The 25,319-nt window shown below is 59.6% G+C and carries 22 protein-coding genes; 7 read left to right on the forward strand and 15 right to left on the reverse strand.

The window, feature by feature from the left end; genetic code table 11:
* Positions 1-8 precede the first annotated feature (8 nt).
* The 3 genes from ACP90_RS19715 (at position 9) to ACP90_RS19725 (ending at position 2,968) form a co-directional block, all read left to right on the forward strand.
* Positions 9-1,031 carry a TRAP transporter substrate-binding protein gene (locus tag ACP90_RS19715; protein WP_055658597.1) on the forward strand — a complete coding sequence of 341 codons (1,023 nt, stop codon included), beginning with the start codon at positions 9-11 and terminating at the stop codon, positions 1,029-1,031.
* 72 nt (positions 1,032-1,103) lie between these two features.
* A complete protein-coding gene (locus ACP90_RS19720; RefSeq protein ID WP_031269566.1) occupies positions 1,104-1,652 on the forward strand; it encodes a TRAP transporter small permease in 549 nt (182 codons plus the stop codon).
* Positions 1,653-1,705: 53 nt separating this feature from the next.
* On the forward strand, positions 1,706-2,968 hold the full coding sequence (locus ACP90_RS19725) for a TRAP transporter large permease subunit (RefSeq protein ID WP_051990172.1): 1,263 nt from the start codon (positions 1,706-1,708) through the stop codon (positions 2,966-2,968).
* Between the two features lie 456 nt (positions 2,969-3,424).
* Here the strand turns inward: ACP90_RS19725 and ACP90_RS19730 are convergent, their stop codons facing one another.
* The 9 genes from ACP90_RS19730 to ACP90_RS19770 form a co-directional block, all read right to left on the reverse strand.
* The gene (locus tag ACP90_RS19730; protein ID WP_062489541.1) at positions 3,425-6,556 is read right to left on the reverse strand and encodes an efflux RND transporter permease subunit; all 3,132 of its coding nucleotides are present in this window, start codon (positions 6,554-6,556) and stop codon (positions 3,425-3,427) included.
* 31 nt (positions 6,557-6,587) lie between these two features.
* The gene (locus ACP90_RS19735) at positions 6,588-7,766 is read right to left on the reverse strand and encodes an efflux RND transporter periplasmic adaptor subunit (protein ID WP_062489543.1); all 1,179 of its coding nucleotides are present in this window, start codon (positions 7,764-7,766) and stop codon (positions 6,588-6,590) included.
* Between the two features lie 305 nt (positions 7,767-8,071).
* Positions 8,072-8,923 carry a metal ABC transporter permease gene (locus tag ACP90_RS19740; protein WP_023001560.1) on the reverse strand — a complete coding sequence of 284 codons (852 nt, stop codon included), beginning with the start codon at positions 8,921-8,923 and terminating at the stop codon, positions 8,072-8,074.
* Positions 8,923-9,834, reverse strand: a complete 912-nt coding sequence (locus ACP90_RS19745) for a metal ABC transporter permease (protein WP_023001559.1) — start codon at positions 9,832-9,834, stop codon at positions 8,923-8,925. The genes ACP90_RS19740 and ACP90_RS19745 overlap by 1 nt, the downstream gene beginning before the upstream one ends.
* The gene (locus ACP90_RS19750; RefSeq protein ID WP_062489545.1) at positions 9,834-10,733 is read right to left on the reverse strand and encodes a manganese/iron ABC transporter ATP-binding protein; all 900 of its coding nucleotides are present in this window, start codon (positions 10,731-10,733) and stop codon (positions 9,834-9,836) included. Before ACP90_RS19750 ends, ACP90_RS19745 begins: the two co-directional genes overlap by 1 nt.
* 88 nt (positions 10,734-10,821) lie before the next feature.
* Positions 10,822-11,730 carry a metal ABC transporter substrate-binding protein gene (locus ACP90_RS19755; RefSeq protein ID WP_286145692.1) on the reverse strand — a complete coding sequence of 303 codons (909 nt, stop codon included), beginning with the start codon at positions 11,728-11,730 and terminating at the stop codon, positions 10,822-10,824.
* Between the two features lie 269 nt (positions 11,731-11,999).
* Positions 12,000-14,444 (reverse strand): methyl-accepting chemotaxis protein, encoded by a 2,445-nt coding sequence (locus ACP90_RS19760; RefSeq protein WP_082809791.1) that lies wholly within the window; start codon positions 14,442-14,444, stop codon positions 12,000-12,002.
* A gap of 298 nt (positions 14,445-14,742) precedes the next feature.
* Entirely contained in the window at positions 14,743-14,931 is a 189-nt protein-coding gene (locus ACP90_RS19765; RefSeq protein ID WP_023000080.1) for a DUF2783 domain-containing protein, read from the reverse strand.
* Positions 14,931-16,547 carry an FAD-dependent oxidoreductase gene (locus tag ACP90_RS19770; protein ID WP_062489550.1) on the reverse strand — a complete coding sequence of 539 codons (1,617 nt, stop codon included), beginning with the start codon at positions 16,545-16,547 and terminating at the stop codon, positions 14,931-14,933. Before ACP90_RS19770 ends, ACP90_RS19765 begins: the two co-directional genes overlap by 1 nt.
* A gap of 125 nt (positions 16,548-16,672) precedes the next feature.
* Between ACP90_RS19770 and ACP90_RS19775 the strand changes: the two genes are divergently transcribed.
* On the forward strand, positions 16,673-16,903 hold the full coding sequence (locus tag ACP90_RS19775) for a hypothetical protein (protein ID WP_023000078.1): 231 nt from the start codon (positions 16,673-16,675) through the stop codon (positions 16,901-16,903).
* On the opposite strand, the gene ACP90_RS19780 is transcribed toward ACP90_RS19775, so the two are convergent.
* The 5 genes from ACP90_RS19780 to hmgA all read right to left on the reverse strand — a co-directional run bounded on the left by ACP90_RS19780 (position 16,900) and on the right by hmgA (position 21,704).
* A complete protein-coding gene (locus tag ACP90_RS19780; protein ID WP_062489552.1) occupies positions 16,900-17,433 on the reverse strand; it encodes a DinB family protein in 534 nt (177 codons plus the stop codon). The genes ACP90_RS19775 and ACP90_RS19780 overlap by 4 nt on opposite strands.
* A gap of 3 nt (positions 17,434-17,436) precedes the next feature.
* Complete coding sequence (locus ACP90_RS19785; RefSeq protein WP_023000076.1) at positions 17,437-18,396, reverse strand: MBL fold metallo-hydrolase; 960 nt, start codon at positions 18,394-18,396, stop codon at positions 17,437-17,439.
* Positions 18,393-18,983: a carboxymuconolactone decarboxylase family protein gene (locus tag ACP90_RS19790; protein ID WP_023000075.1), complete on the reverse strand. Its 591-nt coding sequence runs from the start codon at positions 18,981-18,983 to the stop codon at positions 18,393-18,395. Before ACP90_RS19790 ends, ACP90_RS19785 begins: the two co-directional genes overlap by 4 nt.
* A 155-nt stretch (positions 18,984-19,138) precedes the next feature.
* The gene (locus tag ACP90_RS19795) at positions 19,139-20,152 is read right to left on the reverse strand and encodes a fumarylacetoacetate hydrolase family protein (protein WP_062489554.1); all 1,014 of its coding nucleotides are present in this window, start codon (positions 20,150-20,152) and stop codon (positions 19,139-19,141) included.
* A gap of 181 nt (positions 20,153-20,333) precedes the next feature.
* The gene (gene hmgA / locus ACP90_RS19800; protein ID WP_023000073.1) at positions 20,334-21,704 is read right to left on the reverse strand and encodes a homogentisate 1,2-dioxygenase; all 1,371 of its coding nucleotides are present in this window, start codon (positions 21,702-21,704) and stop codon (positions 20,334-20,336) included.
* A gap of 193 nt (positions 21,705-21,897) precedes the next feature.
* Here hmgA and ACP90_RS19805 point away from each other — a divergent pair, with 193 nt between their 5' ends.
* The 3 genes from ACP90_RS19805 (at position 21,898) to ACP90_RS19815 (ending at position 24,891) form a co-directional block, all read left to right on the forward strand.
* Positions 21,898-23,931 carry a methyl-accepting chemotaxis protein gene (locus tag ACP90_RS19805; RefSeq protein WP_158514198.1) on the forward strand — a complete coding sequence of 678 codons (2,034 nt, stop codon included), beginning with the start codon at positions 21,898-21,900 and terminating at the stop codon, positions 23,929-23,931.
* Positions 23,932-24,104: 173 nt separating this feature from the next.
* A complete protein-coding gene (locus ACP90_RS19810; protein ID WP_062489557.1) occupies positions 24,105-24,419 on the forward strand; it encodes a hypothetical protein in 315 nt (104 codons plus the stop codon).
* 67 nt (positions 24,420-24,486) lie between these two features.
* Complete coding sequence (locus ACP90_RS19815) at positions 24,487-24,891, forward strand: GFA family protein (RefSeq protein ID WP_062489559.1); 405 nt, start codon at positions 24,487-24,489, stop codon at positions 24,889-24,891.
* 25 nt (positions 24,892-24,916) lie between these two features.
* On the opposite strand, the gene ACP90_RS19820 is transcribed toward ACP90_RS19815, so the two are convergent.
* Positions 24,917-25,282 (reverse strand): nuclear transport factor 2 family protein, encoded by a 366-nt coding sequence (locus ACP90_RS19820; protein ID WP_145915810.1) that lies wholly within the window; start codon positions 25,280-25,282, stop codon positions 24,917-24,919.
* Positions 25,283-25,319 lie beyond the last annotated feature (37 nt).

Genomic DNA, 25,319 nt, shown 5'->3' on the forward strand with positions numbered 1-25,319 from the left:
AGGAAATCATGCTCAAACTCTTGACCAGAACCGCTCTTGCCGCCGTTGCGGCCGGTGCGCTTGCCACAACCGCCATGGCTGCGGACTATTCGTTCCGCTTCCAGTCTTCCGACCCGGCAGGCAACCCGAATTTCGTGCTCCAGCAGGGCTGGGCCGCGAGCGTAAAGGAAAAGACCGGCGGCAAGATCGAGGTCGAATTGCTGCCTGTGGAGTCCATTGTGGCCCACAGCGAGACCCAGGATGCCATCGCATCCGGCATTCTTGACGGCCATATCACCGATACGTCCTACTTTGCCGGCAAGGATCCGGCTTTCGGCCTGATCGCCAACCCGGTTGGCGCCTGGGCGTCGCCGGACCAGATGTTTGCCTTCATGTATGATGGCGGCGGCAAGGACCTGATGAACGAGCTGGTAGAGCCTTACGGCCTGCACTTCATCGGCGCGACGACACCGGGCCTGGAGGCCTTCGTCTCCAAGGTTCCGCTGAACGGTGTTGACGACCTGAAGGGCCTGAAGATGCGTGCGCCTGAAGGCCTGGTTCAGCAGGTGTTTGCAGCGGCTGGCGCTGCTCCGGTCAACCTGCCGGGGTCTGAAGTCTTCACCGCGCTCGACAAGGGCGTGATCGACGCAGCCGACTACTCGGTCTTCTCCACCAATCAGGCCCAGGGCATGCACGACGTTGCCCCGAACCCGGTCTATCCGGGCTTCCACTCCATGCCGCTGGTGGAAATCTCCATGAACAAGGCCAAGTGGGATGCCCTGCCGGACGATCTCAAGACCGCCCTTGAAGAAAGCGTCAGGGATTTCGCCAACGCGCAGGTGGCAGCTCTCGCCGAGAGCGACCAGAAAGCCGTCGAGGAAGCCAAGGCCAGCGGCAAGGTGACCGTCACGGACTGGTCGCCGGAAGAACGCGCGAAGTTCCGCTCCATCGCCACTGGCGAATGGGCCAAGGTCGCCGAACGTTCGGACAATGCCCAGAAGGTCTATGACGTTCTGACCAGCTACCTGAAAGAAAACGGCCTGATGCAGTAAGCTGCCTCAATGTGGTTACCTGGCGGGCGCCTTCGGGCGCCCGTTTTGTAAAAGAAGCTGGAGGAAACCTTGGTGGAACCGAACGAAACCCCGGAGCGGGAAAAGGATCCCGGCGCTATTGCCGAGGCCGGCATGCTCGGGCGCTGGATCGACAGGGGCGGCTTGCTGTTTGCCATCGGCATCGTTGCTTCGATGCTGATCCTCATCAACGAAGTGCTTTTGCGCTACGTCTTCAACGCCCCCACAATCTGGGCGCACGAGACCACCATCTTTCTGTGCGGTGCCGCCTTTCTCTATGGCGGGCTCTACTGCACCGCGCGCGACCGCCACATCAGGGTCGTGCTGATCTACGACACGTTGCCGCCACCTCTGCGTCGTGTCCTTGACGTCGTCATCTCGCTCATCTGCATGGTGGCCAGCACCTTTTTTGCCTACGCCAGCTGGCTGATGGTTCAAAAGGCGGCCTTTCGGCCCGATGGCAGCTTCCGTCTGGAACGCTCCGGCAGTGCCTGGGACCCTGTCTTTCCGGGCCTGATCAAGGTTTTCCTTCTGGTTGTCATGACGGTGATGGCCGTCCAGTTCCTCATTCTTGCCTATAACTATGCCAGGGGGCGCAAGTGACAGAGTTCTTCGGCTCCCTTCAAGGGCTCGGCATCGAGACCGGCACGCTGCTCATGTTCGCGATGCTGCTGGTGCTGCTGGTCTCAGGCATCCCGCTTGCCTTCGTCACCCTGCTGGTTGCGCTGATCTTCGCGCTCGGCTGGTTCGGACCCATGGTCGTGCCGCTGATCACCAGCCGGGTCTACTCCTTCGTCGGTTCCTTCGTCTTCGTCTCCGTGCCGATGTTCGTTCTGATGGCGGCAATCCTTGATCGATCAGGCATCGCCAGAGATCTGTTCGACGCCATGAAGTTGCTGGGCGGACGCCTGCGCGGCGGGGTCGCTATCCAGACCATCGTCGTGGCAGTGATCTTGGCGGCCATGAGCGGCATCATCGGCGGCGAAGTCGTGCTGCTCGGCCTTGTTGCGCTGCCCCAGATGCTGCGCCTCGGCTACGACAAGCACCTGGCCATCGGCGTCGTGTGCGCAGGCGGTGCGCTCGGCACCATGGTACCGCCGTCCATCGTACTCATCATCTACGGCCTTACCGCCAATGTCTCGGTCGGCGATCTCTTCACCGCCGCCTTTCTGCCGGGTCTGATGCTGGCCGGTTTTTATGTCGCCTACGTCCTGATCCGAGCCTACCTCAACCCGGCCATCGCGCCGGTACAGGACGATGAACCTGTGCCGATGGCGGAAAAACTCCGCCTCCTGAAGGGGCTGATCCTGCCGCTTACCGTCGTTGCCGGCGTGCTTGGCTCCATTTACGGCGGCATCGCGAGTGTCACCGAGGCATCGGCGGTCGGCGTTGCCGGGGTGCTGTTGTCGACGGTGGTTCGGGGGGAATTTACACTCGAGCTTCTGAAAGGCGCTGCCCTGCAGACGCTTCAGACCGTCGGCATGATCGTGTGGATCGGCATCGGTGCAAGTGCTCTGGTCGGAGTGTTCAACCTGATGGGCGGCATCAAGTTCGTCTCGGCCCTTATTTCCGGCATCTCCGACAATCCGACCATCATCCTGCTGTTCATGATGCTGATCCTGTTCGTGCTCGGCATGTTCCTGGACTGGGTCGGGATCGCGCTGCTGACGATGCCGATCTTCGTGCCGATCATCAAGGATCTCGGCTACGATCCGGTCTGGTTTGGCGTTCTGTTCTGCATGAACATGCAGGTGTCGTTCCTGTCACCGCCGTTCGGGCCTGCCGCCTTCTATCTCAAGAGCGTGGCACCACCGGGCATAACGCTGGCAACGATCTTCCGCTCGCTGCTGCCGTTCATCGCCCTGCAGATACTCGCCGTAGGTATCCTGCTGTTCTTCCCGGCCATCACCGGGCGGTAAAGCAAAAACGAAAACCGCCCGTGGACATACGGGCGGTTTGTTTTTTTTTCGCGATGCCTCAGCTTACCAATCCGACTATGCGTGACACAAATCAGGATCGGAGCGGAACTGGTCTTTCGGATATCAAGGTACCCGTTTCATCTGCACCGGCACCCCGATCCCGGATCTTTGCTGCGCTGCGTCCGGGATGACCAACTGAAAGGGGAGACTGCGCCGAGAAACCAAAAGGTGGGTGGCAGCCTTTGCTCACTGTCAAAACCAGCCTCCCCATCGTCATCCCGGCCAAGCGCAGCGTGAGCCGGGATCGGAGAGGCACTGTCGTTCGATTTTGAAGATACCTAGTTCACCTGCCTCAACTGGCGCGAACCGGCTCTCCAATCCCGGATCTCAGCTTCGCTGCGTCCAAGATGTCTGCGGTTGGGTGAAAGCCAGCCCAAAGCCGGCTTTCCAGTGTTGTCACTCGCCCGGTTGCTGACCTATCGCCCTTGCCGCGTCCATTTCCTTGTGGAGGCGCTCTTCTTCCTGAACGGCCGGTGTAATGAACCGTCCGAGCAGGAGATAGGCAACCGGCGTCAGGAACAGGGTGGAGACAGTCGCAAGGCCCAGACCGCCGACAATGACAAACCCCAGGGCAATTCGCGCTTCTGCCCCTGCCCCGCTTGCCATGATCAGCGGCACGCCACCGACAATGGTACAAATCATGGTCATCATCACCGGTCTCAAGCGGATGTTCGAGGCATTCTCGATCGCTTCGCGCAGTCCCTGCCCGCGATCCCGCAGCTGGTTCGCAAATTCCACGATCAGGATGCCGTTCTTCGCCATGATGCCCACAAGCAGCACGAGGCCGATCTGGGAATAGACGTTGAGTGTCGTCCCGGTCAGCAGCATGGCGAAGACAGCGCAGGCCAGGCCAAGCGGAACCGTCGCCATGATGATGAGCGCACTGATGAAGCTCTCGAACTGGGCCGCCAGCACCAGCAGGATGATGATGATCGCAAAGCCGAAGGTGCGCGCCATGGAGGATGACTGTTCACCCAGCGTTGCCGTTTCCGCCAGCGGCACGATACGGGCACCGGGCGGCAGCAACGGTTCGGCGATCTTCAGCGCTTCCTCATAGGCATTGCCGAGGGCGAAGTCGTCCGCAAGACCTGCCGTAACAGCGACGGAGCGCAGCTGCTGTTCCCTGGCAAGAGAAGGCGGCACGGCCTTTTCCACCAGGCTGGCAATGGTCGACACGGGTACGAAGCGGCCATCACCTGTCTTGATGAAGATGTTCTCCATGTCCGTCGGATCGTTGATCGGATTGGACGTGGAGACGAATTTCACGTCATAGGCCTGATCGTTGATGAAAACCTGCCCGATCTTGCGACCGTCCAGCATGGCCTGCATGGCCGTGCCCAGTCCGTTAATGTCGATGCCAAGGTCGGAGGCGCGTTCGCGATCGATGGAAACCGAAAGCTGCGGCTGGGTGGCCTCGGTGGACAGGCGCACCTGTCGGAACCTTGGATCCTGCTCCATCGCCGAGATGATCTTGTCTGCCGTTGCGCCGAGCGTCGCATAGTCGTTGCTGCCCGCGACGGCAAACTGAAGGCCGGACCCGGCACCGCGAATGCCCAGGCTGTTAGGCTGGAAGGCGAAGGCCCGCACACCCGGTACATCGCGCACAAGCGCACTGACTTCGGACAGGATCTGCTGCTGCGACCGCTCGCGCTGGTCCCACGGCGCCAGACGCATGACGATGAAGCCGCTGTTCTTGGAACCGCCTGTTCCCGCAATCGAGAAGGTGCTGTTGATCTCGCCGCTTTCCCGGTAAGGCTCCAGCAGGTTTTCGATCTGGCGCATCTGCTGAGACAGGTAATCGAGGCTCACGCCCTGAGGCGCGGAAATGCGCATGAAGGCAATCGATCGGTCTTCAGTCGGCGTCAGTTCCGACTTGATGGTGGGAAACAGGACACCCGCGGTGGCTGCAAACAGCAGCGAAATAGCCACGACCACCATCGGCGCATCAAGGCATGCATGCAGGCAGCGCCTGTAGAGAGCGCTCAACATCCGGCCCAGACCGCCTGCACCGCCCCCGTGATCATCGGCCTTGCCGGCCGGTTTGCTCTTGAGAATGCGCGAGGCCAGCATGGGACACAGCGACAGCGCCACGATGGAAGACAGGAACACCGCGATGGCGAGTACGAAGCCGAATTCGCGGAAGAGCCCGCCGGTCTGCCCCGGCAGGAAGGAGAGCGGAACAAACACGGCAATCAGCGTCGCCGTTGTCGCCAGCACCGCGAAGAAGACCTCTTCGGCACCCAGAACCGCCGCAGCGCGTGGCCCGATGCCTTCGTTCCGCCTGCGCACAATGTTTTCCAGCACCACGATGGCATCGTCGACCACAAGGCCTGTTGCCAGAACCAGCGCCAGCAGCGTCAGGATGTTGATGGAGAACCCGGCAAGATAGATCGCCGCAAGTGTGCCGATCAGCGCCACCGGCAGGGACACGCCCGGAATGATGGTTGCCCGCCAGTCCCACAGGAAAATGAAGATGATCAGCAGAACGATGCTGACCGAGATGGCAAGGGCAATCTCGACTTCATGAATGGCGCCATTGATGAAGGTGGCGTCATCGCTGGTGACCTCAATGGTCATGCCTTCGGGCAGGTTCTCCTGGATACGGTCGACCGCGGAGCGAACGCCTTCCGAAATCTCGAGCGTGTTCGACTGGGCCGAACGAATGACACCAAGGCCGATGCCCGACTTGCCGTTGGCGCGCAGCTGTGTCTGGCCCAGATCCGGGCCAAGTGTCACCGTCACGAAGTCGCGGAGCCTTGCGCGGCGATTGATGATGACGCTTTCGAATTCCTCAGGCGTATCAATGGAAGCCGTGGCGCGGACGATCAGATCCTGGTTCTGACTGGTCAGCGAGCCTGCCGGCGTATCGAAGGCCATGGAGGACAGGGCATTGGCCACATCCGCGATGGTCAGATTGAGGCTGGCCATCTTGGCCTGGTCGATGTCGATCCGGAAGATCTTGTCGCGGTCACCGTAGACCTGGACGTCCGCAACACCCGGAACAGCGGCAAGGACGTCGGAAATCTCGTCTTCCACCAGCACCGTCATGTCCTCGACCGACATGCGGTCGGAAGTCAGACCCAGGCGCAGTACCGGCTGGGCGTTGGCATCAGCCTTGATGATACGGGAAGGCTCGGCGTCCTCGGGCAGATCGTTGGTGATGCGCCCGAGCGCATCGCGCATGTCGGAAGCGGCAACGTCCAGATCGACATCATCGGAAAATTCCACGGTCACACGGCTTCGGCCGAAGGAGGACGATGAAGAGATAGACTTCACGCCGGAGACACGTGCCACTGCACCTTCGATGACACCGGTCACTTCACGGTCGATGGTCTCGGCAGCTGCGGCCGGATAATCGGTGCTGACGGTGATGACCGGGCGGTCGACGTCGGGCAGTTCGCGCACTTCGATGCCGAAAATTGCCGCGATCCCCGCAACCACGATCAGCATGTTGATCACGAAGGCAAGAACCGGACGCCGCACGAACAGGCCGGTGATGCCAAGTTCCTTCAAACGGTCCATCTGCATGGCAATCTCTCCAAGACCTTCAGGTCAATTCTCAGGAACCGCTTTGGCTGGAAGCAGTTGTCGCCGGAGTGTCCGATGCCGGAGCCTGTTTGCGGTCAGCAACCGTCACGTCGGCTCCGTTGCGAACCAGATGAATGCCTTCGGTCACGACCTCGTCGTTGACCGTCAGCTCCGCGTCGACCAGCACGCTGTCGGTGTTGCGCTGGATAATGCTGACCGGGACACGAACGCCCTTGCCTTCACGCACGGCCCAGACGAAGGCACCGTCGGAACCCCATTGCACGGCCAGCGGATCAACCGCCGGATACTTGTCGCCGGGAAACTTCATCGAAACCTGGAACGACATGCCGGCTCTCAACTTGTCGGCCTTGTTCGGAAAACGGGCACGAACCTGAAGTGTGCGGCTGTCGATATCGATGCGGTTGTCGACGGCACTGATGACACCCTCGAAGGTTTCACCCGGGCGGGCGACCGACGTGGCGGTGATCGGAGATCCCACTGTGATAGCAGAGGCGAACCGCTCCGGAACCCAGAAGTCGACAAGAATTTCGCTGCGGTCGTCAATGGTTGCGATGACGGTCTGCGAGGAAACGTAATTGCCTGCGGTAATGGGAAGAATGCCGACCACGCCGGCGATCGGAGTTTCGATGGAGCGGCGGGAGAGCGCCAGTTCGGCTTCGCGAAGTTGCAGCCGCGCATTGTCTACCGAGAGTTCCGCGTCTGTCACCTGAACAGCCGTAGCCGTATTGGTTTTTCGCAGCACCTGCATACGCTGAAGCCGGGCCTCGGCATCCTTCAGAGCATTTGCGGCTCTCTCGACGGCGATCTGCTCGGCGTCCAGATCCAGTTTGGCAATGGCATCTCCTGCCTTCACGGTGGCGCCGGACTTGACCAGAACCTCAGTCATGCGGCCGCTTGTATAAGGCGTCACGGCAACAGACTGCAGTGCCGTGCTGGTACCGATCGCCGACAGACGGTCATTGATCGTGATTTCGACGACCGGCGTTGCAACGACGGCGCCTTGCGGCCCACCCCGGCCACGCCGTGGTTGATCGCCTCCGCTAGGCGCTGCATCGGCGACGGCAAAATCCAGCCAGTCGATCCCCCAGGCGGACAGGTGCGTGCCGGCTCCCGGATAATAACGAACCCAGAGCCCCGCCGCCACGATGACAACCAGGAGGGTGAGAACGAGCTGTTTCCAAATTGACAATTGGAACTCCGATCAGAACTTGCCGGCACTGCCGAAAACGGTTGTTTCCTGAAACCAGTTATCTACGGCAATTCCCGTATGCCAACAATCGATAAGGTGTACCAATTTGTAAGCGAAACGACACACTTTCACGCCAATGAGTTGTTCCATCTTTGCAAATTCTACCTATGATATAGAAACTGACTGCCGGAACCGCCGTGAGAACGTCTTCTGGCCGGGATTTCTATCCAGATAGCGTAGTGATTGCCCGAAACCAGTGCCGAGCGTCCGGCACCGGTTCTCTTTCGGTATGGCAGGATCCGTCCCTATGCGGCGTCGTCAACGCGGCGCAGGGAAGCCTGCCGGGTCAGGATCTGGCGGCGGGCAAACGCGGCGATGAAAACGGCTGTCAAAATGAGGACGATGGTGGGGGCCGGCGCGCTGTCCAGAAAGAAGCTGGCGTAGGTGCCTGCGACCATTGACACCATGCAGACCAGCACCGACACGTAAAGCATCGACTTGAAGGTGCGGACCAAAAGGAATGCGATTGCCCCGGGTGCAATGAGCAAGGCAACCGCCAGGATAAGGCCCGCAGCAGAAAGCGTTGCCACGATCGTCAGCGACAGTGCCGCCAGAAGGCCGTAGTGCAACAGCTTTACCGGCAAACCGGAGGCCTGAGCCTGGGCCGGATCGAAACTGTGCAACAGAAGGTCTTTCCACTTCAGCACCAGCCCACCGCCGACAACAAGGGCAATAACGCCTGCGGTGACAAGCTCGTGCTGCTCCACACCCAGCATGTTGCCGAACAGTATATGGTCCAGATGAGCGTTTGTCCGGATCGAGACGTAAAGCACGATGCCGACACCGAACATGCCGGAAAACACGACCCCCATCACGGTATCCTGCTTCACCCGGCTATTGCCTGACAGGTAACCCGTCAGCACGGCACAAACCATGCCGGCGGCAAAAGCGCCGACGATCAATGGTATGCCAAAGATGTAAGCCAGTACGATGCCGGGTAAAACTGCGTGGCTGACAGCGTCCCCCATCAGGGCCCAACCCTTGATCACCAGGAAGCTCGACAAGAGAGCTGTCGGGATGGACACGATCACGCAGATCAGAAACGCGTTCTGCATGAAGGGGAACTTGAACGGCAGAAGCAATGTTTCGAGGTCCATCAGGCCTGATCTCCCGCTTCTGATTTCGCAACGTCCGCAGCGTATCCCCGGCGCAGGGCTTCCGCCGACTTGCGCCTGGCGGCCAGAAGGCCGTGCTTTGGCGCCAGAACGAATGTGAACAGGAAGATCAGGGTCTGCAAGGTGACAATGATACCGCCTGTGGCTCCGTCCAGAAAGTAGCTGATATAGGCCCCGGCAAAGCTGGTCAGCGTGCCGATCGCGATGGAGGTCAGGATCAGGCGCGGGAAGCGGTCGCACAAGAGGTAGGCTGTCGCACCGGGCGTGACCACCATCGCAATAACGAGAAAGGCCCCGACCGTCTGCATGGCCGCAACCACGGAAGCGGACAGAAGCACGAAGAAGATTGCCTTGAGGAGACCGGGCCTCAGACCGATTGTGCGGGCATGGCTTTCGTCAAAGAAAGTGACCATCAGATCCTTCCACTTGAGCGTCAGGATCGCCAGCGACACAAAGCCGATGATGGCCAGTTGCAGGGTATCTTCCGGCGTGATGGCCAGAATGTTGCCCATGGTGATCGTCTGGACCGAGACCGACATGGGGCTGATGGAAACGATGAAGAGACCAAGGCCGAAGAAGGACGTGAAGATGAGGCCGATGATGACGTCGACCTTGAGGCCCGAACGTTCGGACAGGAACAGCATGGCCCCGGCTGCAAGTCCGCCCGCCAGAAAGGCCCCAAGGGAAAACGGCAGGCCCAGGATATAGGCACCGGCCACCCCCGGCACGACCGAATGAGACAGGGCATCGCCGATCAGCGACCAGCCTTTCAACATCAGGTAGGACGACAGGAAGGCGCAAACCCCGCCGACAAGTGCGGAAACCCACATGGCGTTGGTCATGTAGCCGTATTGAAAGGGTTCGAGAAGATAGGCGAAACTGAAAGGCTCCATCAGTCGCGCGCCTCTCTTGTCTGCACTTCGTCGCCGTATTGAACGAACGGGCGCTCGTCGTCGGTCAGGATCGTCACCGTACGCTGATCGCCATCGGTGTGCAGGGTCTGGTCGGAAATGGTGAAATGGCGCAGCACACCGCCAAAGGCCTTCTCCAGGTTCTGACGGGTGAAGGTTGTCGCGGTTGGCCCGTAGTCGAGCACCGTTCCCTTGACCAGCACCGTCCTGTCGCAGAATTCGGGAACGGAACCGAGGTTATGGGTGGAGACAAGCATCACCCTGCCTTCGGCCTGTAACTCCCGCAGCAATGCCACGATCTGTTCCTCGGTTTTCACGTCGACACCGGTGAACGGTTCGTCCAGCAGGATCACCTGGCCGTCCTGGGCAAGAGCGCGGGCGAGAAAGACGCGCTTGCGCTGACCGCCGGAAAGCTCGCCAATCTGCCGATGCCGGAAATCCTGCATGTTCACGCGGGTCAGTGCCTGGTCGACCGCGGCATGGTCCGCTGGTTTTGGCCGGCGCAAAAACCCCATGTGGCCATAACGGCCCATCATCACCACGTCTTCCACCAGAACGGGGAATGACCAGTCGACTTCCTCCGATTGGGGAACGTAGGCGACGAGGTTCTTCTTTAGGGCTTCCCGGACGGTCATATCCAGGATCCGGATGCGCCCCTTGGCTGTGGGCACGAACCCCATGATGGCCTTGAACAGCGTCGACTTGCCCGCGCCATTGACGCCGACCAGAGCCGTAACGGTGCCGCGCGGGATCGAGAAGCTGGCGTTCCAGAGTGCCGTATGTCCGTTCCGGTAGGTAACCGTAACGTCTTCGGCGGCAATTCCGCCATCGTCCCTGACGTTGGGCATATCCATAACCGGGTCCTTGATGACATTCAGCATGTAGGCTTTCCAGTACAATCCGAAGTTACTGTGACACAATCAAGGGCAGCATCGGGTCATGCTGCCGGGCAGTCTTTATTACGGGCCATCACTGTGAATTGGATTTCAGCCCCTCGACCACCGTGCTCGAGGTGACCTTCAGCAAATCCAGGTAAGTGGGCACCTTGCCGTCCGCCTCGCTCAGGGAATCGACATAAAGGTCGCCGCCATATCTCGCGCCGGTTTCCCGGGCCACCTGCTTGGCAGGCGAAGTGTTGACCGTGCTCTCGCAGAAGACGACCGGGATGTCGTGCTCACGCACGCCGTCAATCACCGAACGGACCTGCTGCGGCGTGCCGACCTGATCGGCGTTGATCGGCCAGAGGTACAGTTCCTTCATGCCGAAATCACGAGCGAGATAGCTGAACGCGCCTTCACAGGTCACCAGCCAGCGCTTTTCTTCCGGGATATCGGCAACGGCCTGGCGCAGCGGCTCTATGGTTTCGCGCAGCTTTGCCTTGTAGGCATCCGCGTTGCCGGCATAGACCTCCGCATTCTCCGGGTCGTATTGGGCAAATGCCTTGGAGATGTTGTCGATATAGATCAGCGCGTTGTCCAGGCCCATCCACGCATGCGGGTTCGGCTTTCCTTCATAGGAACCCGACGCGATCGAGATCGGTTCGATCCCGTCTGTCAGGGTTACGGAGGGGATGTCGCCTAGGTTGGACAGAAACTGCTCGAACCAACGCTCAAGGTTCATGCCGTTCCACAGGATCAGGTCCGCGTCGGATGCCCGCACGATGTCCTGCGGTGTCGGCTCATAACCGTGGATTTCCGCACCCGGCTTGGTGATCGAGACCACTTCGGCGGTCTCCCCGGCAACATTCTGCGCAATGTCGGCAAGAACGGTGAATGTGGTCACCACTTTCATTTTGTCCTGTGCGGAAGCGCCGTTTACCGGTCCGGCTGCAAGTGCCGCAAGAGAGACCGTCAGAAGCAGTTTTTTCAACATCACCATATCCCGGTTCGAACATCATTTCTGCAAGTGATATTGCAACTCATTCGCAACTGTCAAGCTTGTTGCGAATGAGTTGCAATATCATTCTTGTCTTCATGTGCCTTCGCCGGGCGAACCACCTCAGGAAGAACGCGGCGTCACCGGGCAAGCCCAACCTTGTTCCTGCATTAAGGTTGAAGCGTGTCATGCCGATGTATCAATCGAATAAAAAGCACCCCACCGGATCGGAGTCCGGTGGGGTGCCGAAGTGTTGCCTTTCCCGTTTGCCGTCAAGCTGCTGCAACGCGGGCCAGGAAGGTTTCAATTCCCTGCTTCAGAGCGTTGCTGCGGTTGCTCAGGTCTCCTGAAGCAGCCAGAACATCCCCCGATGCTTCCTTGGTATCGCCAACCGCCCGGGCGAGGCTGGACATATTGGTCTGAACAGCCTGCGTACTCTGGGCTGCCCGCTGCACATTGCCGGAAATCTCGTTGGTGGCCGCGCCCTGCTGGGTAACGGCTGCCGAGATTCCCTGAGTGTAACCGTTGACCTCTTCCATCGTGTCGGAAATTGCCCCGATGGCCGCGACGGCTTCGCTGGTGGAGTTCTGAATGGTCTGGATCTGGGACGAGATTTCTTCGGTCGCCTTCGAAGTCTGTGTCGCCAGTTCCTTGACCTCGGCGGCCACAACGGCAAAGCCCTTGCCTGCTTCGCCTGCACGAGCGGCTTCGATGGTGGCGTTCAACGCCAGAAGATTGGTCTGTTCGGCAATCGCCTGGATCAGGCTGACCACTTCGCCAATCTTCGAGGCAGCTTCCGCCAGTCCTTGAACCTTGCCGTTGGTCTCGTGTACCGCGCTCGTCGCCGACGTGACGATGTCGGAAGACCGGCGTACCTGTTCCCCGATTTCGGCGATGGATGCCGACAGTTCCTCGGCCGCACCGGCAACGTTTTCAACGCTCATGCTGGCGTCTTCACTGACCCTGGAAGTATCGCCTGCCTGTTCCGCACTGCTTTCCGCGATGCCGCCAAGTGCCGAAGCTGTGTTGGACATGCCGGCGGCCGTTTCGTCCAGCGCACCAAGAAGTTCCTGGATTTCACCACGGAAGTTCTGGATCAGATCCTCGATATCCTGCTGACGCGCATTCTGGGCCTCGCGATGGGCATTCGCTTCGATTTCCAGGCGAATCCGTTCGCGGGCGTTTTCCTGAAACACCTGAACGGTGCGGCTCATGTCTCCGATTTCGTCCTGCTGATCAGTCGAGGGAATGGTAGCGTCAATATCCCCCTCCGCGAGGCGGCCCATGGCTTCGGTCAACGCCCGTGTCGGGCGCGTTATCACGAGAGAAAGAACAAAGGCCAGCAGTCCACCGACTGCAACGGCGACGACGAGTGCGACCGCGATCAGCCCAAGCGCGGTATCGGCCCGCGCATAAGCTCCCGCGGACTGAGCCTCCGTGAGGGCCGTGATGACGCTGCGAACCTTGCCGGACAGTGCAACAAGCTCTGTCCGTCTGACATCAAACGCATCCTTCGCGGTGACCATGGCGGCGAATTCGGCCTCATAAGTGCCAACCTCCGCCTCGATCGACGCAATGGCATCCGCGATTTCCGGGAAAGCGGCACTGTCCGCCTTCAGCAGATTGGCAAGGTAGCGCAGCGTTTCGATACGGTTGAGAACCTCTTCCGCACCAATTGTATCGAAGCCGGCAAAATACTCCATTGTCGCAGAGCGAATATCCAGGGACGCGTTCTGGTACTTGTTCACGTTCACATTGACGAGATCGACGATACCGAGTTTCGACGTTGCCTTGCCGGCAATCGACTTGGCGTCATCGGTTGCCGCATAAACCGTCTTGCGCAAGGCAGAGGCCTGAGTGTGGAGTTTTTCCAGTCCCGCTACGAGATCCGCAGCAACGGCAGCCGACACTGGTGCCGGCCGAGCGCCTTCCCCTTCCGCCTTCGGCAGTTTTACACCGAGCGCTGCCGCCATGTCTGCCAATTCCTTGACCTTTGCCGGGTCTACGCCGTCCACCTTCAGCTTTCCAGCCTTCGCTGCCGTCTTGGCCAGGGTCTGCGTGCCTTCCACAATGGCCGCCACCGTTTCAGGCGGAAGATCAGCACCTTCACTCACCTCGGCGATCCTGGTTTCCAGACCGGCGACGAGGTCTTCCATATCCGACAACATGCGCCCGACCTTGTCAGCCCGGTTGCGTGTGCCTGATGCGGTCTTGGCGGCGCCGCCCGCATCGCGCTGGATCTTGCTCATCTTGTCGTTGATCTGGGCAGCGATGGTTGCCAGATTGACAGCGGACCGCAGCAACTTGTCGACCTGAGTCTGCCTGTTCTCGACAGCCTGCACGACACCATCAAACTCACCACCAAGCTGACCTACCAGCGAGATGGCCGCTGCGGTGGCCGTTTCGCCCTCTCCAGGCCCCGAGACGCCATCGAGCGTGACCAGCGCAGTTTCCAATTGTTCAATCTGAAACCGGGCCGCGTCAGCCAGCTCCGGTGTGCGATCCGAGAGATAGGCTTCCTGCGCTTGTGCGACCTGCTGAAGGTTTGCCATTGCGGTTGTTGCCTTCGCACTGACATCCGACTGTGTTCTGAGGCCGAGAATAGCGACCGCGCCCACGGCACCGACCGCGGCGGCGACCAGAATCATGGCTGCAAAGCCACCGCCTACTTTCGCAGAAAGGCGCACATTCTTTAAAGGTGTAAGTAACCTGGACATTGTTTCCCCCGCACTTTCTGCGATTGAAGGTGTGGGCAGATAAACAATTGGTGAAAAATTTCGGGTTCGACTTTTGTTAGCCGTCACGAATTAAATCGGGCGTTTTTTAGTCTTTATCGACAAGGCGATACTGGACATTTTTCTGAAAATTATTTTTGCCCAAAATAATTCCGATTACCTGCATTGCTATCAGGTGAAACTGAAATTCTACCGAGGGTGTGATTGGGCGAATCTCCCACACCCTCGTCAAAAGCCTCAATGCCTACGGCAACAGCACCTGCGCGACGCCATGTTCGACCTATTGTTTGGCGGCCTCAAGCAGCTTTTCGAGCACCTGCCGCTCACCGATCTGGTTTGCCATCAACAGGATCAGCCGGGCATTGAACGCATCGCTTTCGGCCTTTGTGAGGCCTTCATGGGCGGTCAGCAGGTCAGCATAAAACCCGTCGGGCGTTTCAAGGTTCGCTTTGGTGACAATCTCCGCCATTAGGCCTCTCCGCCTTTCCCGAGTGCAATTGCAAGTGCGTTTTCGACCGCAGTGGGGTCATAGCCTGTCCAGCGCGACGCCACATGCTGGTCTGGCCGGATAAGATAGACAGCCGAAGGCTCGTCACCCAGATAGCGGGCCTTTAGCTCCTGACCGGCTGCGGAAGTCGCAATGCTGACACCGGTAATTTCGATACCGTCGATCAGAAGCTTCTCGGGTACTTCGGCGCCGATGCCAAGCAGATGGAAGCCGCTGCCAAGCCAGTCCAGCAGCCAGCCGTCTGCCAGAGGCGCATCCACAGCCGGGCTTCCCGGTCTTGTGCGCGCGGGCAGGTCTTCCACATCCGGTCCATTGAGCTTCGAACCGTCATAGACGCAAGGAACGGACAGCCTCCCGGAATTGACCAGAGGCCGGGCAAAGGCGTGATGTTCGGAAAGGTCCAGCACCGCATCACGGAAAATACGGCTGATTTCCGATTTGGGAGTAATGAAGTCGGTTGAACGCGAGCTTTGCAGGATATTCTCGTCTGCGGCCATTTCGCGCTCGAAAGCATAGCTGTCCAGAAGGCTTTCCGGAGCCTTGCCGTCAATGACCAGCTTCAGCTTCCAGCCGAGATTGTCGGCATCCTGGAACCCGGAGTTGGCACCACGCGCACCGAAAGGCGACACCTGGTGAGCACTGTCGCCGGCAAAGATCACCCGGCCATGGCGGAACTTTTCCATGCGGCGGCACTGGAATGTGTAGATCGACACCCACTCCAGATCGAATTCGACATCCGCGCCCAGCATCTGCTTGAGCCGGGGAATGACGTTTTCCGGTTTCTTTTCTTCTTCCTTGTCGATGTCCCAGCCCAGCTGAAGATCGATGCGCCAGACCCCGTCCGGCTGCTTGTGCAAAAGAGCCGACTGGTCCTTGTTGAAGGGCGGATCGAACCAGAACCAGCGTTCGGTCGGGAAATCCGCCTTCATGATGACGTCGGCAATCAGGAAGTTGTCTTCAAACACCCGGCCGACGAAATCGAGATCGAGCATCCGGCGGGACGGCGAACCTGCCCCGTCGCAGGCAATCAGCCACTCCGCTTCCAGATTGTAGGCACCATCGACTGTTTCAACGGTCACCAGCGTGTGGTCGTCCCGCTGGTTGAGGTTCGCGACCCGGCTGCCACCGCGGATTTCCACCGGCTTGCCTTCCACCTGCAGAGCGCGAATGCGCTCGACCAGATGAAGTTCACAATAATATTGCTGCAGATTGATGAAGGCCGGGCGCTTGTGCCCCTGCTCCGGAAGCAGGTTGAAATCGTAGACCTGCCGGTCACCGAAAAACACCTTGCCGACGTTCCAGACGACGCCCTTGTCGACCATCTCGTCGCCACAGCCCAGCCGGTCGAAGATTTCCAGCGAGCGCTTGGAAAAGCAGATTGCCCGTGAGCCCACGCTAACCTTGTCGTTGTCATCGAGAACGACGACCGGCACATCCGCCTGAGCCAGATCGATAGCCGTGGCGAGGCCCACCGGTCCGGCTCCAATGATCACCACCGGATGGCGAACGGGTGTCGCTGCATCCTGATCCTGGGACCGCTTGTACGGATAAAGCGGCGCTTCAAACAACTTGGTCACAGGCGTTTCTCCCAATTGCCGAGGCGTACCGGCATCGTGAACCGGTTCGCCTTTGCCTGTTTCGCGGAACCCGCAGGGGGGCTTGCGCGTTTTCGTTAGACAATCCCCCAAGAAGGAGGTGTGACATGCCAGTCCTGACACGTCAGAACATGTTGACATCCGGCCGACGCTGGACATTCCGGTTGATTGCCGGACTGATGTCCGCGGTCGCCCTTGCGCTTCTCATCGCCGCTCCCGCCACCGTCCTTGCCGACAATTGGAGCATGGTCGGCATCGCCATCGTGGTGAGCGAGATCATAGTTCTTGCAGGTGGCCTCACCTGGCTCGCCCTGCTGATCCTTGCACCGAAGCGCTAGCCAGTTTCCCAGAAACGTTGCGCCGACGGGTGGCGATCGAACTCCAAAAAGAACTCGTCAAGTTGAGGCGGTGCAACACTGGTTCCTGCCAGCATGGCATGCACCTGCCCCCGGTGATGGATCTGGTGCTGAAAGAGATGCAGCAACGTGTTTGCGATCGTCTCGTGAAAGACACCGCTCTTGCCCCGGTCCTGAGCGACATTCCGGTCCAGGTCTCCTTCCACCGTGCGGTCGCAGAATGCGATCAGAGCCTCGTCAACACTCTCCTGGGCCGGTTTCAGTTCTGCTGCAGAGGCAAGATGCGGCGTGTCGAATACCGACAGCCCCTGCCCCTCTTCCTTCAAGGCATCCAGATAGTAACGGTCCACTTCCCAATTGTGGTTGAGCGTTTCCCGGATCGAGGGAAAGAACCCGGTTCTTTCCGCCTCGAACTCCGCCTGCGACAACCGGCAACAGGCGTCGTAAAGACGTTCGTTCGCGTAGGCGTTATTGCGGGCCATCAGGCGGAGGTGGTCCAGGACAGTGTTCATGGGTCAGCCCTGCAGATCCGCCCACATCTTGGCGTCGCGTTCCGCCGTCCAGATGCGCGGCGTGTCGATGCCGAGAGCCTCGTCATAGGCCCGGGCAACGTTGAACGGCAGGCAGTGTTCGTAGATGGCGTAATCCTTGAACTTCGGATCGCATTCGGCACGGCAGGCGTCCCAGGCTTCTTTCAGCGATCCGCCACCCTGGGCGACGCGGGCCACCGGCCGATAGGTCGAAGAAACGAAATCGGCGGTGTTGGTCAGCGCCTTGCCCACCATCTCCTTGCCGACCAGCGCATCGCCGCGGCCAGGCGCGATAGCCTCCACATCGAAGGAACGGATCGCTTCCAACGTTGTCGGCCAGTCGTTGAAATGGCCGTCGCCGCAATAGCAGGCCGAGTGGTATTCGACGATGTCGCCGGTGAACATGACGTTCGCGTCCGGCACGTGGATAACGATATCTCCGGCCGTGTGGGCGCGACCAAGGAAGCTGAGGTCGACCCGGCGCTTGCCGAGATAGACAGTCATGCGGTCGTTGAAGGTGGTGGTCGGCCAGGTCAGAGGCGGAATGTCGTTGACGTTTTCATAGCCCATGAACAGACGCGGGAAGCGCATGAATTCCGATTCCCTGTCTTCCGCGCCCCGTTCCACGACCATCGAACGGGCCTTCTGGCTCATGATCACGGTCGGTGCCCGATAGGCGGCAGCCCCCAGCACGCGAACGGCATGGTAATGCGTCAACACAAGGTGGCTGATCGGCTTGTCGGTGACGGACCGCACCTTCTCAATGACCTTGTTGGCGAGTTCGGGGGTCGCCTGCGCCTCGACGATCATCACGCTGTCGTCGCCGATGATGACGCCGGTGTTCGGGTCACCTTCAGCGGTAAAGGCCCAGAGATCCTTGCCGATCTCGGTGAAGGAGATCTTCTTCTCGGTCATGTCTCCGGCGGATGCGAATTGCTTGCTCATTCAGAGGCTCCGTGTTTGCCTTCGTCCCATGCGGGCATCGCCTTTTTGGCGACGGCAGCCGGATGGGCTTCCATTGTGGTTGCCATGGTGTCATTCCACCGGTTGAGGTAGCCAAAGAGCGCGATCGAAGCGACGATCTCGACAATCTCGGCGTCGTTGAAATGCGGCTTGAGCGCCGCAAAATGAGCTTCGGTCACGTCGTTCGGAACACCGGCAGCCTCGCGGGCCAGCACCAGTGCCGCTTTTTCGGCCTCCGTAAAGAGCGGCGAAGTCTCGCATTCCCATACGGCGGCAATCTTTTCGTCCGGCACATCGTAGACGTGGCTCAGATTGGCCATGTGGCCCTGGCAATAGCGGCAGCCGGTCGCCATGGACGTCATGAGTGCGACCATCATCTTCAGGTCTTCCGGCACCGTGCCTTCATAAAGGATGGCCTGGTTCAGTTCCATGAACGCCTTGGCGATATTCGGCCGGCGCGCCATGGTGAGGATCGAGTTCGGCAGAAAGCCGCGGATTTCATCGTAACGCGCGAATTTTTCCTCGAACTGAGGCAGATCCGCCCGGTCAAGCGGGTCGACGTGAGGCATTGCCCTCTCCCTGAAATATTCTGCGGCGGAAGGGCTCAACCCAACGCTGCGCTCTTGTCTTTCTCCTGGATGGAAAATCACACCCCCGGGCCCCTCCCCACTAGGCGGAGGGGCTACTTGCCGAAATGGTGTCGAGATCCCGGAAGGTCCGATCACTACCCTTCGTATTTCTCCACGGTCTGCTCGATGGCGCCGAAGATCGAATGGCCTTCGGTGTCGAGCATCTCGATGCGGACAGTGTCTCCGAACTTCAGGAAAGGCGTCTTGGCTTCGCCCGTGTTGATCGTTTCGATCATGCGGATCTCGGCAACGCAGGAATAACCGACGCCACCTTCTGCCACCGGCTTGCCCGGACCACCGTCCAGCTTGTTGGAGACCGTGCCCGAACCGATGATCGTGCCGGCACTGAGCGGCCGGGTCTTTGCCGCATGGGCAATGAGCTGGCCGAAATCGAAGGTCATGTCGATGCCCGCGTTTGCGCGGCCGAACGGCTGACCGTTGAGGTCGACATGCAGCGGCAGGTGAAGCTTGCCGCCCTTCCAGGCATCGCCGAGCGCATCCGGCGTGACGGCAACCGGCGAAAAGGCGGAAGACGGCTTGGACTGGAAGAAGCCGAAGCCCTTGCCGAGTTCTGCCGGGATCAAGCCACGCAGGGAAACGTCGTTGACCAGAAGCACAAGAAGGATGTGATCGCGCGCGGCTTCCGCGCTGACACCCATCGGTACATCGCCGGTGACGACAGCAATTTCGCCTTCCATATCTATGCCCCAGGCCTCATCGCGCATAGAGATTGGATCACGCGGGGCGAGGAATGTGTCGGAGCCGCCCTGATACATCAGCGGGTCTGTCCAGAAGCTTTCCGGCATCTTCGCACCGCGCGCCTTGCGCACCAGTTCGACATGGTTGACGTAGGCCGAACCATCCGCCCACTGGTAAGCACGCGGCAGCGGCGAATGAGCATCGTGTTCATGGAAACGCAGCGTCGGTACGGCTTCGTGAGACAGGCTCTCGGCCAGCAGTTCCAGCTTCGGCGCCACATGTTCCCAGTCATCGAGCGCTGCCTGCAAAGTCGGCGCGATGTGACTTGCGTCGGTGCAGAAGGTCAGGCGGTCGTTGACCACCACCAGCTTGCCGTCGCGGCTGCCATCCTTGAGCGTTGCCAGTTTCATCGGGTTTTCAGCTCCTAATGTTCGCCAGACCGTGGTGCCCGGCGATGTTTCTCCCGGGAAGCCGCCAGCGGCTTCCTGCCTTTGTTCTTGTCCGCCCCCGGCGGGACGCCGGAGGTTCAGGGTAACCTACCTGTGCGGATCAATCTGCCGTTTGCGGTTGGTCAAATCCTGGATGATTTGGCTATTTGTTCCAGGTCCCTTCGGGCGTGCCATCGAATTTTTTGCCCAGCGAGTCCCAGCAGTCAATGTAATCGTCCTGCAGCGGAGCATCCTTGGCAGCGAATTCCGTGAGGTGCTGCGGGAAACGGGTCTCGAACATGAAGGACATTGTGTTGTCGAGCTTTTCCGGCTTCAGGTCGGCATTCGAAGCACCTTCGAAGGCATTGTTGTCCGGCCCATGCGGCAGCATCATGTTGTGCAGGCTCATGCCACCGGGAATGAAACCCTGCGGCTTGGCATCGTACTGGCCGTAGATGTTGCCCATCAGCTCCGACATGATGTTCTTGTGATACCAGGGTGGCCGGAAGGTATCTTCCATCACCATCCAGCGCTCGCGGAACAGCACGAAGTCGATGTTGGCGGTGCCCGGAACGCCGGACGGAGCGGTAAGCACCGTGAAGATCGACGGATCGGGATGATCGAACAGGATCGACCCGATCGGGCAATAGTTCCTGAGGTCGTATTTGCAGGGCGCATAGTTGCCGTGCCAGGCAACAACGTCGAGAGGCGAGTGACCGATTTTTGTTTCGTGGAATTGGCCGCACCATTTCACCGTCACCGTCGACGGGGCATCGCGATCCTCGTAGTGCGCGACAGGCGTCTTGAAGTCTCGGCGGTTTGCCATGCAATTGGCCCCGATCGGCCCCCTGCCCGGCAGTTCGAATTTCTGGCCGTAGTTCTCGCAGACGAACCCGCGCGCCGGACCTTCCACCAGCTCGACCCGGTAAACGAGGCCACGCGGAAGGATTGCGATTTCCTTCGGCTCCAGCTCGATCACGCCCAGCTCGGTGCAAAACCTGAGGACACCTTCCTGCGGAACCACCAGCAATTCGCTGTCGGCGGAGTAGAAATATTCGTCCTCCATCGACTTGGTGATCAGGTAGATGTGGCTGGCCATGCCAACCTGTGTATTGACGTCGCCGGCCGTCGTCATGGTGCGCATACCGGTCAGCCAGTTGAGGCCTTCATCCGTATGTGGCACCGGATCCCAGCGGTACTGGCCGAGCGAAACCACGTCGTCGCAGACATTCGGAGCCGATTTCCAGTAAGGCAGGTCGATCTTCCTGAACCGGCTGGTGTGCTTGACCGACGGGCGGATGCGATAGCACCAGGTCCTTTCGTTCTGATGGCTTGGAGCGGTGAAGGCGGTGCCGGACAACTGCTCGCCATAAAGGCCATAGGCACATTTCTGCGGGCTGTTCATGCCCTGCGGCAGGGCGCCCGGCAGAGCCTCGGTTTCAAAATCGTTGCCGAAGCCCGGCATATATTCCAGATCCGCCGTGTTACGGCCGTTTCCAGCTAGATTTTGATTGCTGTCGGTTCTCTGATCCATGACGTCCTCCCGGTTCGGAGATGAATTTAGTTGCATATGTAACCATTTTGATCCCCGGGATCAAGCGGCATGTCGATGCTTTTGCGACCGGGCCGGATTTTCTCCTGCCGCAATGCAAAAAAAACCGCAGAACGTAAGCTTTGCTTTACGTGCGTCTCCTAGGGTTCCCGCAGTCTCACCGTTGGAGCTTTTCATGTCTCTTAGAAATCGAATCTTTTTCGCCTCGAGCGGCGTGTTCCTGGTTGGATTCCTGACGCTTATTCTTGCCGTCACCTTCATGACCCAGGCCACGTCGCAGAAATCGGGTGAAGATCTCATCCGCAAGACTGCCGAGGCACTTGCTCTGGATGCCGGCAAGACACTGGCACAGGCACAGCTTGCGGCCCGCGCTGCGGCCGATGCCCTGGAGGGAATGCAGCAAGCCGGCGTTAGCGATCGCAACGCCTACGCAGCCGTGATGCAGCACCAGATCAGCCAGAACAAACATTTTGTCGGCGGCGGTGCGATCCTGGAACCGGACATGGCCGGCAATGACGTGGACAATGCAGGCGCCAACTTCTCCGACGACAAGGGACGCTTCATTCCGTATTTCTATAACGACGGTGCAAAAGTCGCATGGGAACCGCTCCTGTTCGGTGGCGATAGCGGCTCTGAAGAGTGGTACGACAAGCCGAAGAACCTGGGCCACGACACGGTGACCGAGCCCTATCTCTACCCGGTCAATAATGTCGACGTGCTGATGGCGACGGCCTCCTCGCCGATCATGGATGCTTCCGGACGCGGCATCGGTGGCGCCACCATCGACGTGTCGCTGGAAGGCCTGCAGAAGGCGGTGAGCGCCGGCCAGACCTATGAAAGCGGCTATGTCGGCCTTCTCAGCGAAGCCGGTGTCTGGGTGTCCCATCCGGACGCAGCCCTCCTCGGCCAGAAGGCCGATGCGGCAATGGTCGGCAAGATCCAGTCGATCAAGAATGAAGCTGCCTTCACGACCCAAAACGGTACGGTGGAAGCCATCAAGGGCTTCGAACTGGACGGCACCGGCCAACACTGGTTCATTGTTGTCGCCGTTGACGAGAGCGAACTTCTGGCAAGCGCCAATTCCACCATGCAGATGAGCCTGCTGCTCGCCCTCGGCCTGCTGGTAGCCGGCACGTTCCTGATGTGGATGCTTGGTTCCACAATTGCCGGACCGGTGCAGATGCTGACCGCTCGCATGCGCAAGCTTGCCGAAGGCGATGTCGATACGCCGGTGGCCTATCTCGACCGCAAGGACGAAATCGGCCAGATGGCCGGTGCGCTGGAAATCTTCGTTGAAAACGAAACCGAACGGCGGTCGCTGCAGAACGACACCGAGCAGGCCCAACACAGCCAGCTGGAGCGCCAGAAGACTGTCGAAGCCCTGATCGAAACCTTCGAGCGCGACGTCCACGCCGTTCTCGACCAGGTCAGCGGCAACAGCAAGCGCATGGAGCAGACCGCAGCGTCTCTCGATGCGATCGCGCGCGACACTTCCGCCAAGGTTTCCTCGGTTGCCGGATCTTCCGAAGTTGCGCAAAGCAGCGTCCAGACAGTGGCTTCCGCCGCTGAAGAGCTGTCCGCCTCAATTTCCGAAATCGGTCGCCAGATCGGCCAAACCAAGGAAGTCGTCACGAGTGCAACCCGTGCTGCCAACGACTCCAACGACAAGGTCGGCAGCCTCGACAGCGCCGCGCAGAAGATCGGTGAAGTGGTCAGCCTCATCCAGGCGATCGCAGAACAGACCAACTTGCTGGCGCTGAACGCCACCATCGAAGCCGCTCGCGCCGGAGAAGCCGGCAAGGGCTTTGCGGTGGTTGCCGCGGAAGTGAAGGAACTGGCCACGCAAACCGCCAAGGCGACGGAAGAAATCTCCACGCAGGTCACCGGTATCCAGTCCTCGACACGCAATGCCGTCGGCTCGATCCAGGAAATCGCCAGCACCATGGAAGAGGTCAACCAGTTCACGGCAGCCATTGCCGCGGCGATCTCGCAGCAGGGTGATGCCACCAACGAGATCAGCCACAATGTCCAGCAGGCAGCCAGCTGCACCAGCGACATGAGCAACAGCGTTGGCGACGTGATGCAGGCAGCCGAGGAAACCAGCAGCTCGGCAGCCGACGTCCTGTCGGTCTCCCAGTCGGTTTCCGAACATGCCCAGGGCTTGCAGGCCACCATTGCAGACTTCCTGAGCCGCGTGCGCGCAGCTTAAGTCAGACACATAACCTCAAGAACCGGGTTCGCGCAAACCCTTGTGCGAGCCCGTTTTTTTTGTTTTGTCCGGCATATTTCCCGTTCTCGGAAATAGCTGTTTTGAGATTCCACACTTGAATGAAAATACGAGCTGACGTAAAAAGAACAAAACAGGAACAATGGAGAAAGTCGATGCGGCTCGCCGACACTGCTGTTGCGCATTCCTGCGCTGTTTCCTCCGCTGCTGCGTCGACGCCAGGCACGGAACAACTGACCTCCGTCACGCGCGGCGAGGTCCGCACCATGATGCTTTACCTGCGCAAGGCGCGGGAGCGGGCTATCGCGATCCGGGACAGGTCTCCCGGTGGCAGTTATCTGGAAAGCGTGCTTACCCGCACGATCGATGGCATTTCGCTGGAGCTTTCGCAGCTCGACTATTTGCTGGCATCTCAGCCCGTTGACCCGTCGCGCAACTCTTCCACAAGACGGATGCGCCCTGCAATCTGACCGGGTGGCCTTTGAAGGTGCAAGTTGCTATGCAGCAGCAGATCCCCACCTTGCAGGATGCTGTCAAATGTCGGTTCACAAAGGACGTTGCCTGTGCGGCAACGCCACTTTCACCATCGAAGGCGACTTCGAGACCTTCTTTCTATGCCACTGCGGACATTGCCGGAAAGACACCGGATCCGCACATGCGGCCAATCTCTTTTCCTCAACGGCAAGCCTTGCCTGGACATCCGGTGAGGACAAGGTCAGGTCCTTCACGCTGGCTGGTACGCGCCACACGAAGGCCTTCTGCACCGAGTGTGGATCAGCCCTTCCCAATCTTCAGATGGACGGCAAGCTACTGGTTGTGCCGGCAGGAAGTCTGGACACGCCCGTCACCCTGAAACCGGCAGGTCATATCTTCACCGCCAGCCGCGCCGATTGGGACGACGGCCTGGAAACTGTCCCGAAATTCAAAGCCTTGCCTTCCTGAAACCCGGAACGCCGGATCGGCTTGCCTATTCCCGTCGCAAGGCGCCGAAGAACCCGAGGACCGTCCTGAGTTTTCCGGTTTCTTCGTCAATCCAGACGACATCAAGTCCTTCCGGCAGCACCGTTCCGTCCGCATTGACCATCTGCCAGGCAAACCGCGCTGAACCGTGGTGGCTGTCGACACTGCTGGTCCGAAGGATCTTCGCACCGACCCTTTTGGCCAAAACGCCGGAGATGTGGTCAACCAGCGCAGCGATACCGGTCACATCGGTTTCCGGGTCCGTGTATCTGACGTCTTCGGCTACGGACCTGCCGAGCAGATCCTGCCGATAGGATGGGTCACGTTCAGACCAGGCTGCACAATAGATGTCGATGGTCTCTTCCAGCGTCATGTTTGCCTCCCTCGCAGTCTTCTGCGGAAGCATGCGC

The sequence above is a fragment of the Labrenzia sp. CP4 genome, from assembly GCF_001579905.1.
GTDB lineage: Bacteria > Pseudomonadota > Alphaproteobacteria > Rhizobiales > Stappiaceae > Roseibium > Roseibium algicola.

Coding starts and splice junctions, on each gene's coding strand:
- ACP90_RS19715 (WP_055658597.1), top strand. CDS start 9: ATGCTCAAACTCTTGACCAGAACCGCTCTTGCCGCCGTTGCGGCCGGT.
- ACP90_RS19725 (WP_051990172.1), top strand. CDS start 1,706: ATGTTCGCGATGCTGCTGGTGCTGCTGGTCTCAGGCATCCCGCTTGCC.
- ACP90_RS19730 (WP_062489541.1), bottom strand. CDS start 6,556: ATGCAGATGGACCGTTTGAAGGAACTTGGCATCACCGGCCTGTTCGTG.
- ACP90_RS19740 (WP_023001560.1), bottom strand. CDS start 8,923: ATGGACCTCGAAACATTGCTTCTGCCGTTCAAGTTCCCCTTCATGCAG.
- ACP90_RS19745 (WP_023001559.1), bottom strand. CDS start 9,834: ATGGAGCCTTTCAGTTTCGCCTATCTTCTCGAACCCTTTCAATACGGC.
- ACP90_RS19750 (WP_062489545.1), bottom strand. CDS start 10,733: ATGCTGAATGTCATCAAGGACCCGGTTATGGATATGCCCAACGTCAGG.
- ACP90_RS19755 (WP_286145692.1), bottom strand. CDS start 11,730: ATGGTGATGTTGAAAAAACTGCTTCTGACGGTCTCTCTTGCGGCACTT.
- ACP90_RS19760 (WP_082809791.1), bottom strand. CDS start 14,444: ATGTCCAGGTTACTTACACCTTTAAAGAATGTGCGCCTTTCTGCGAAA.
- ACP90_RS19765 (WP_023000080.1), bottom strand. CDS start 14,931: ATGGCGGAGATTGTCACCAAAGCGAACCTTGAAACGCCCGACGGGTTT.
- ACP90_RS19775 (WP_023000078.1), top strand. CDS start 16,673: ATGCCAGTCCTGACACGTCAGAACATGTTGACATCCGGCCGACGCTGG.
- ACP90_RS19780 (WP_062489552.1), bottom strand. CDS start 17,433: ATGAACACTGTCCTGGACCACCTCCGCCTGATGGCCCGCAATAACGCC.
- ACP90_RS19785 (WP_023000076.1), bottom strand. CDS start 18,396: ATGAGCAAGCAATTCGCATCCGCCGGAGACATGACCGAGAAGAAGATC.
- ACP90_RS19790 (WP_023000075.1), bottom strand. CDS start 18,983: ATGCCTCACGTCGACCCGCTTGACCGGGCGGATCTGCCTCAGTTCGAG.
- ACP90_RS19795 (WP_062489554.1), bottom strand. CDS start 20,152: ATGAAACTGGCAACGCTCAAGGATGGCAGCCGCGACGGCAAGCTGGTG.
- hmgA (WP_023000073.1), bottom strand. CDS start 21,704: ATGGATCAGAGAACCGACAGCAATCAAAATCTAGCTGGAAACGGCCGT.
- ACP90_RS19805 (WP_158514198.1), top strand. CDS start 21,898: ATGTCTCTTAGAAATCGAATCTTTTTCGCCTCGAGCGGCGTGTTCCTG.
- ACP90_RS19810 (WP_062489557.1), top strand. CDS start 24,105: ATGCGGCTCGCCGACACTGCTGTTGCGCATTCCTGCGCTGTTTCCTCC.
- ACP90_RS19815 (WP_062489559.1), top strand. CDS start 24,487: ATGTCGGTTCACAAAGGACGTTGCCTGTGCGGCAACGCCACTTTCACC.
- ACP90_RS19820 (WP_145915810.1), bottom strand. CDS start 25,282: ATGACGCTGGAAGAGACCATCGACATCTATTGTGCAGCCTGGTCTGAA.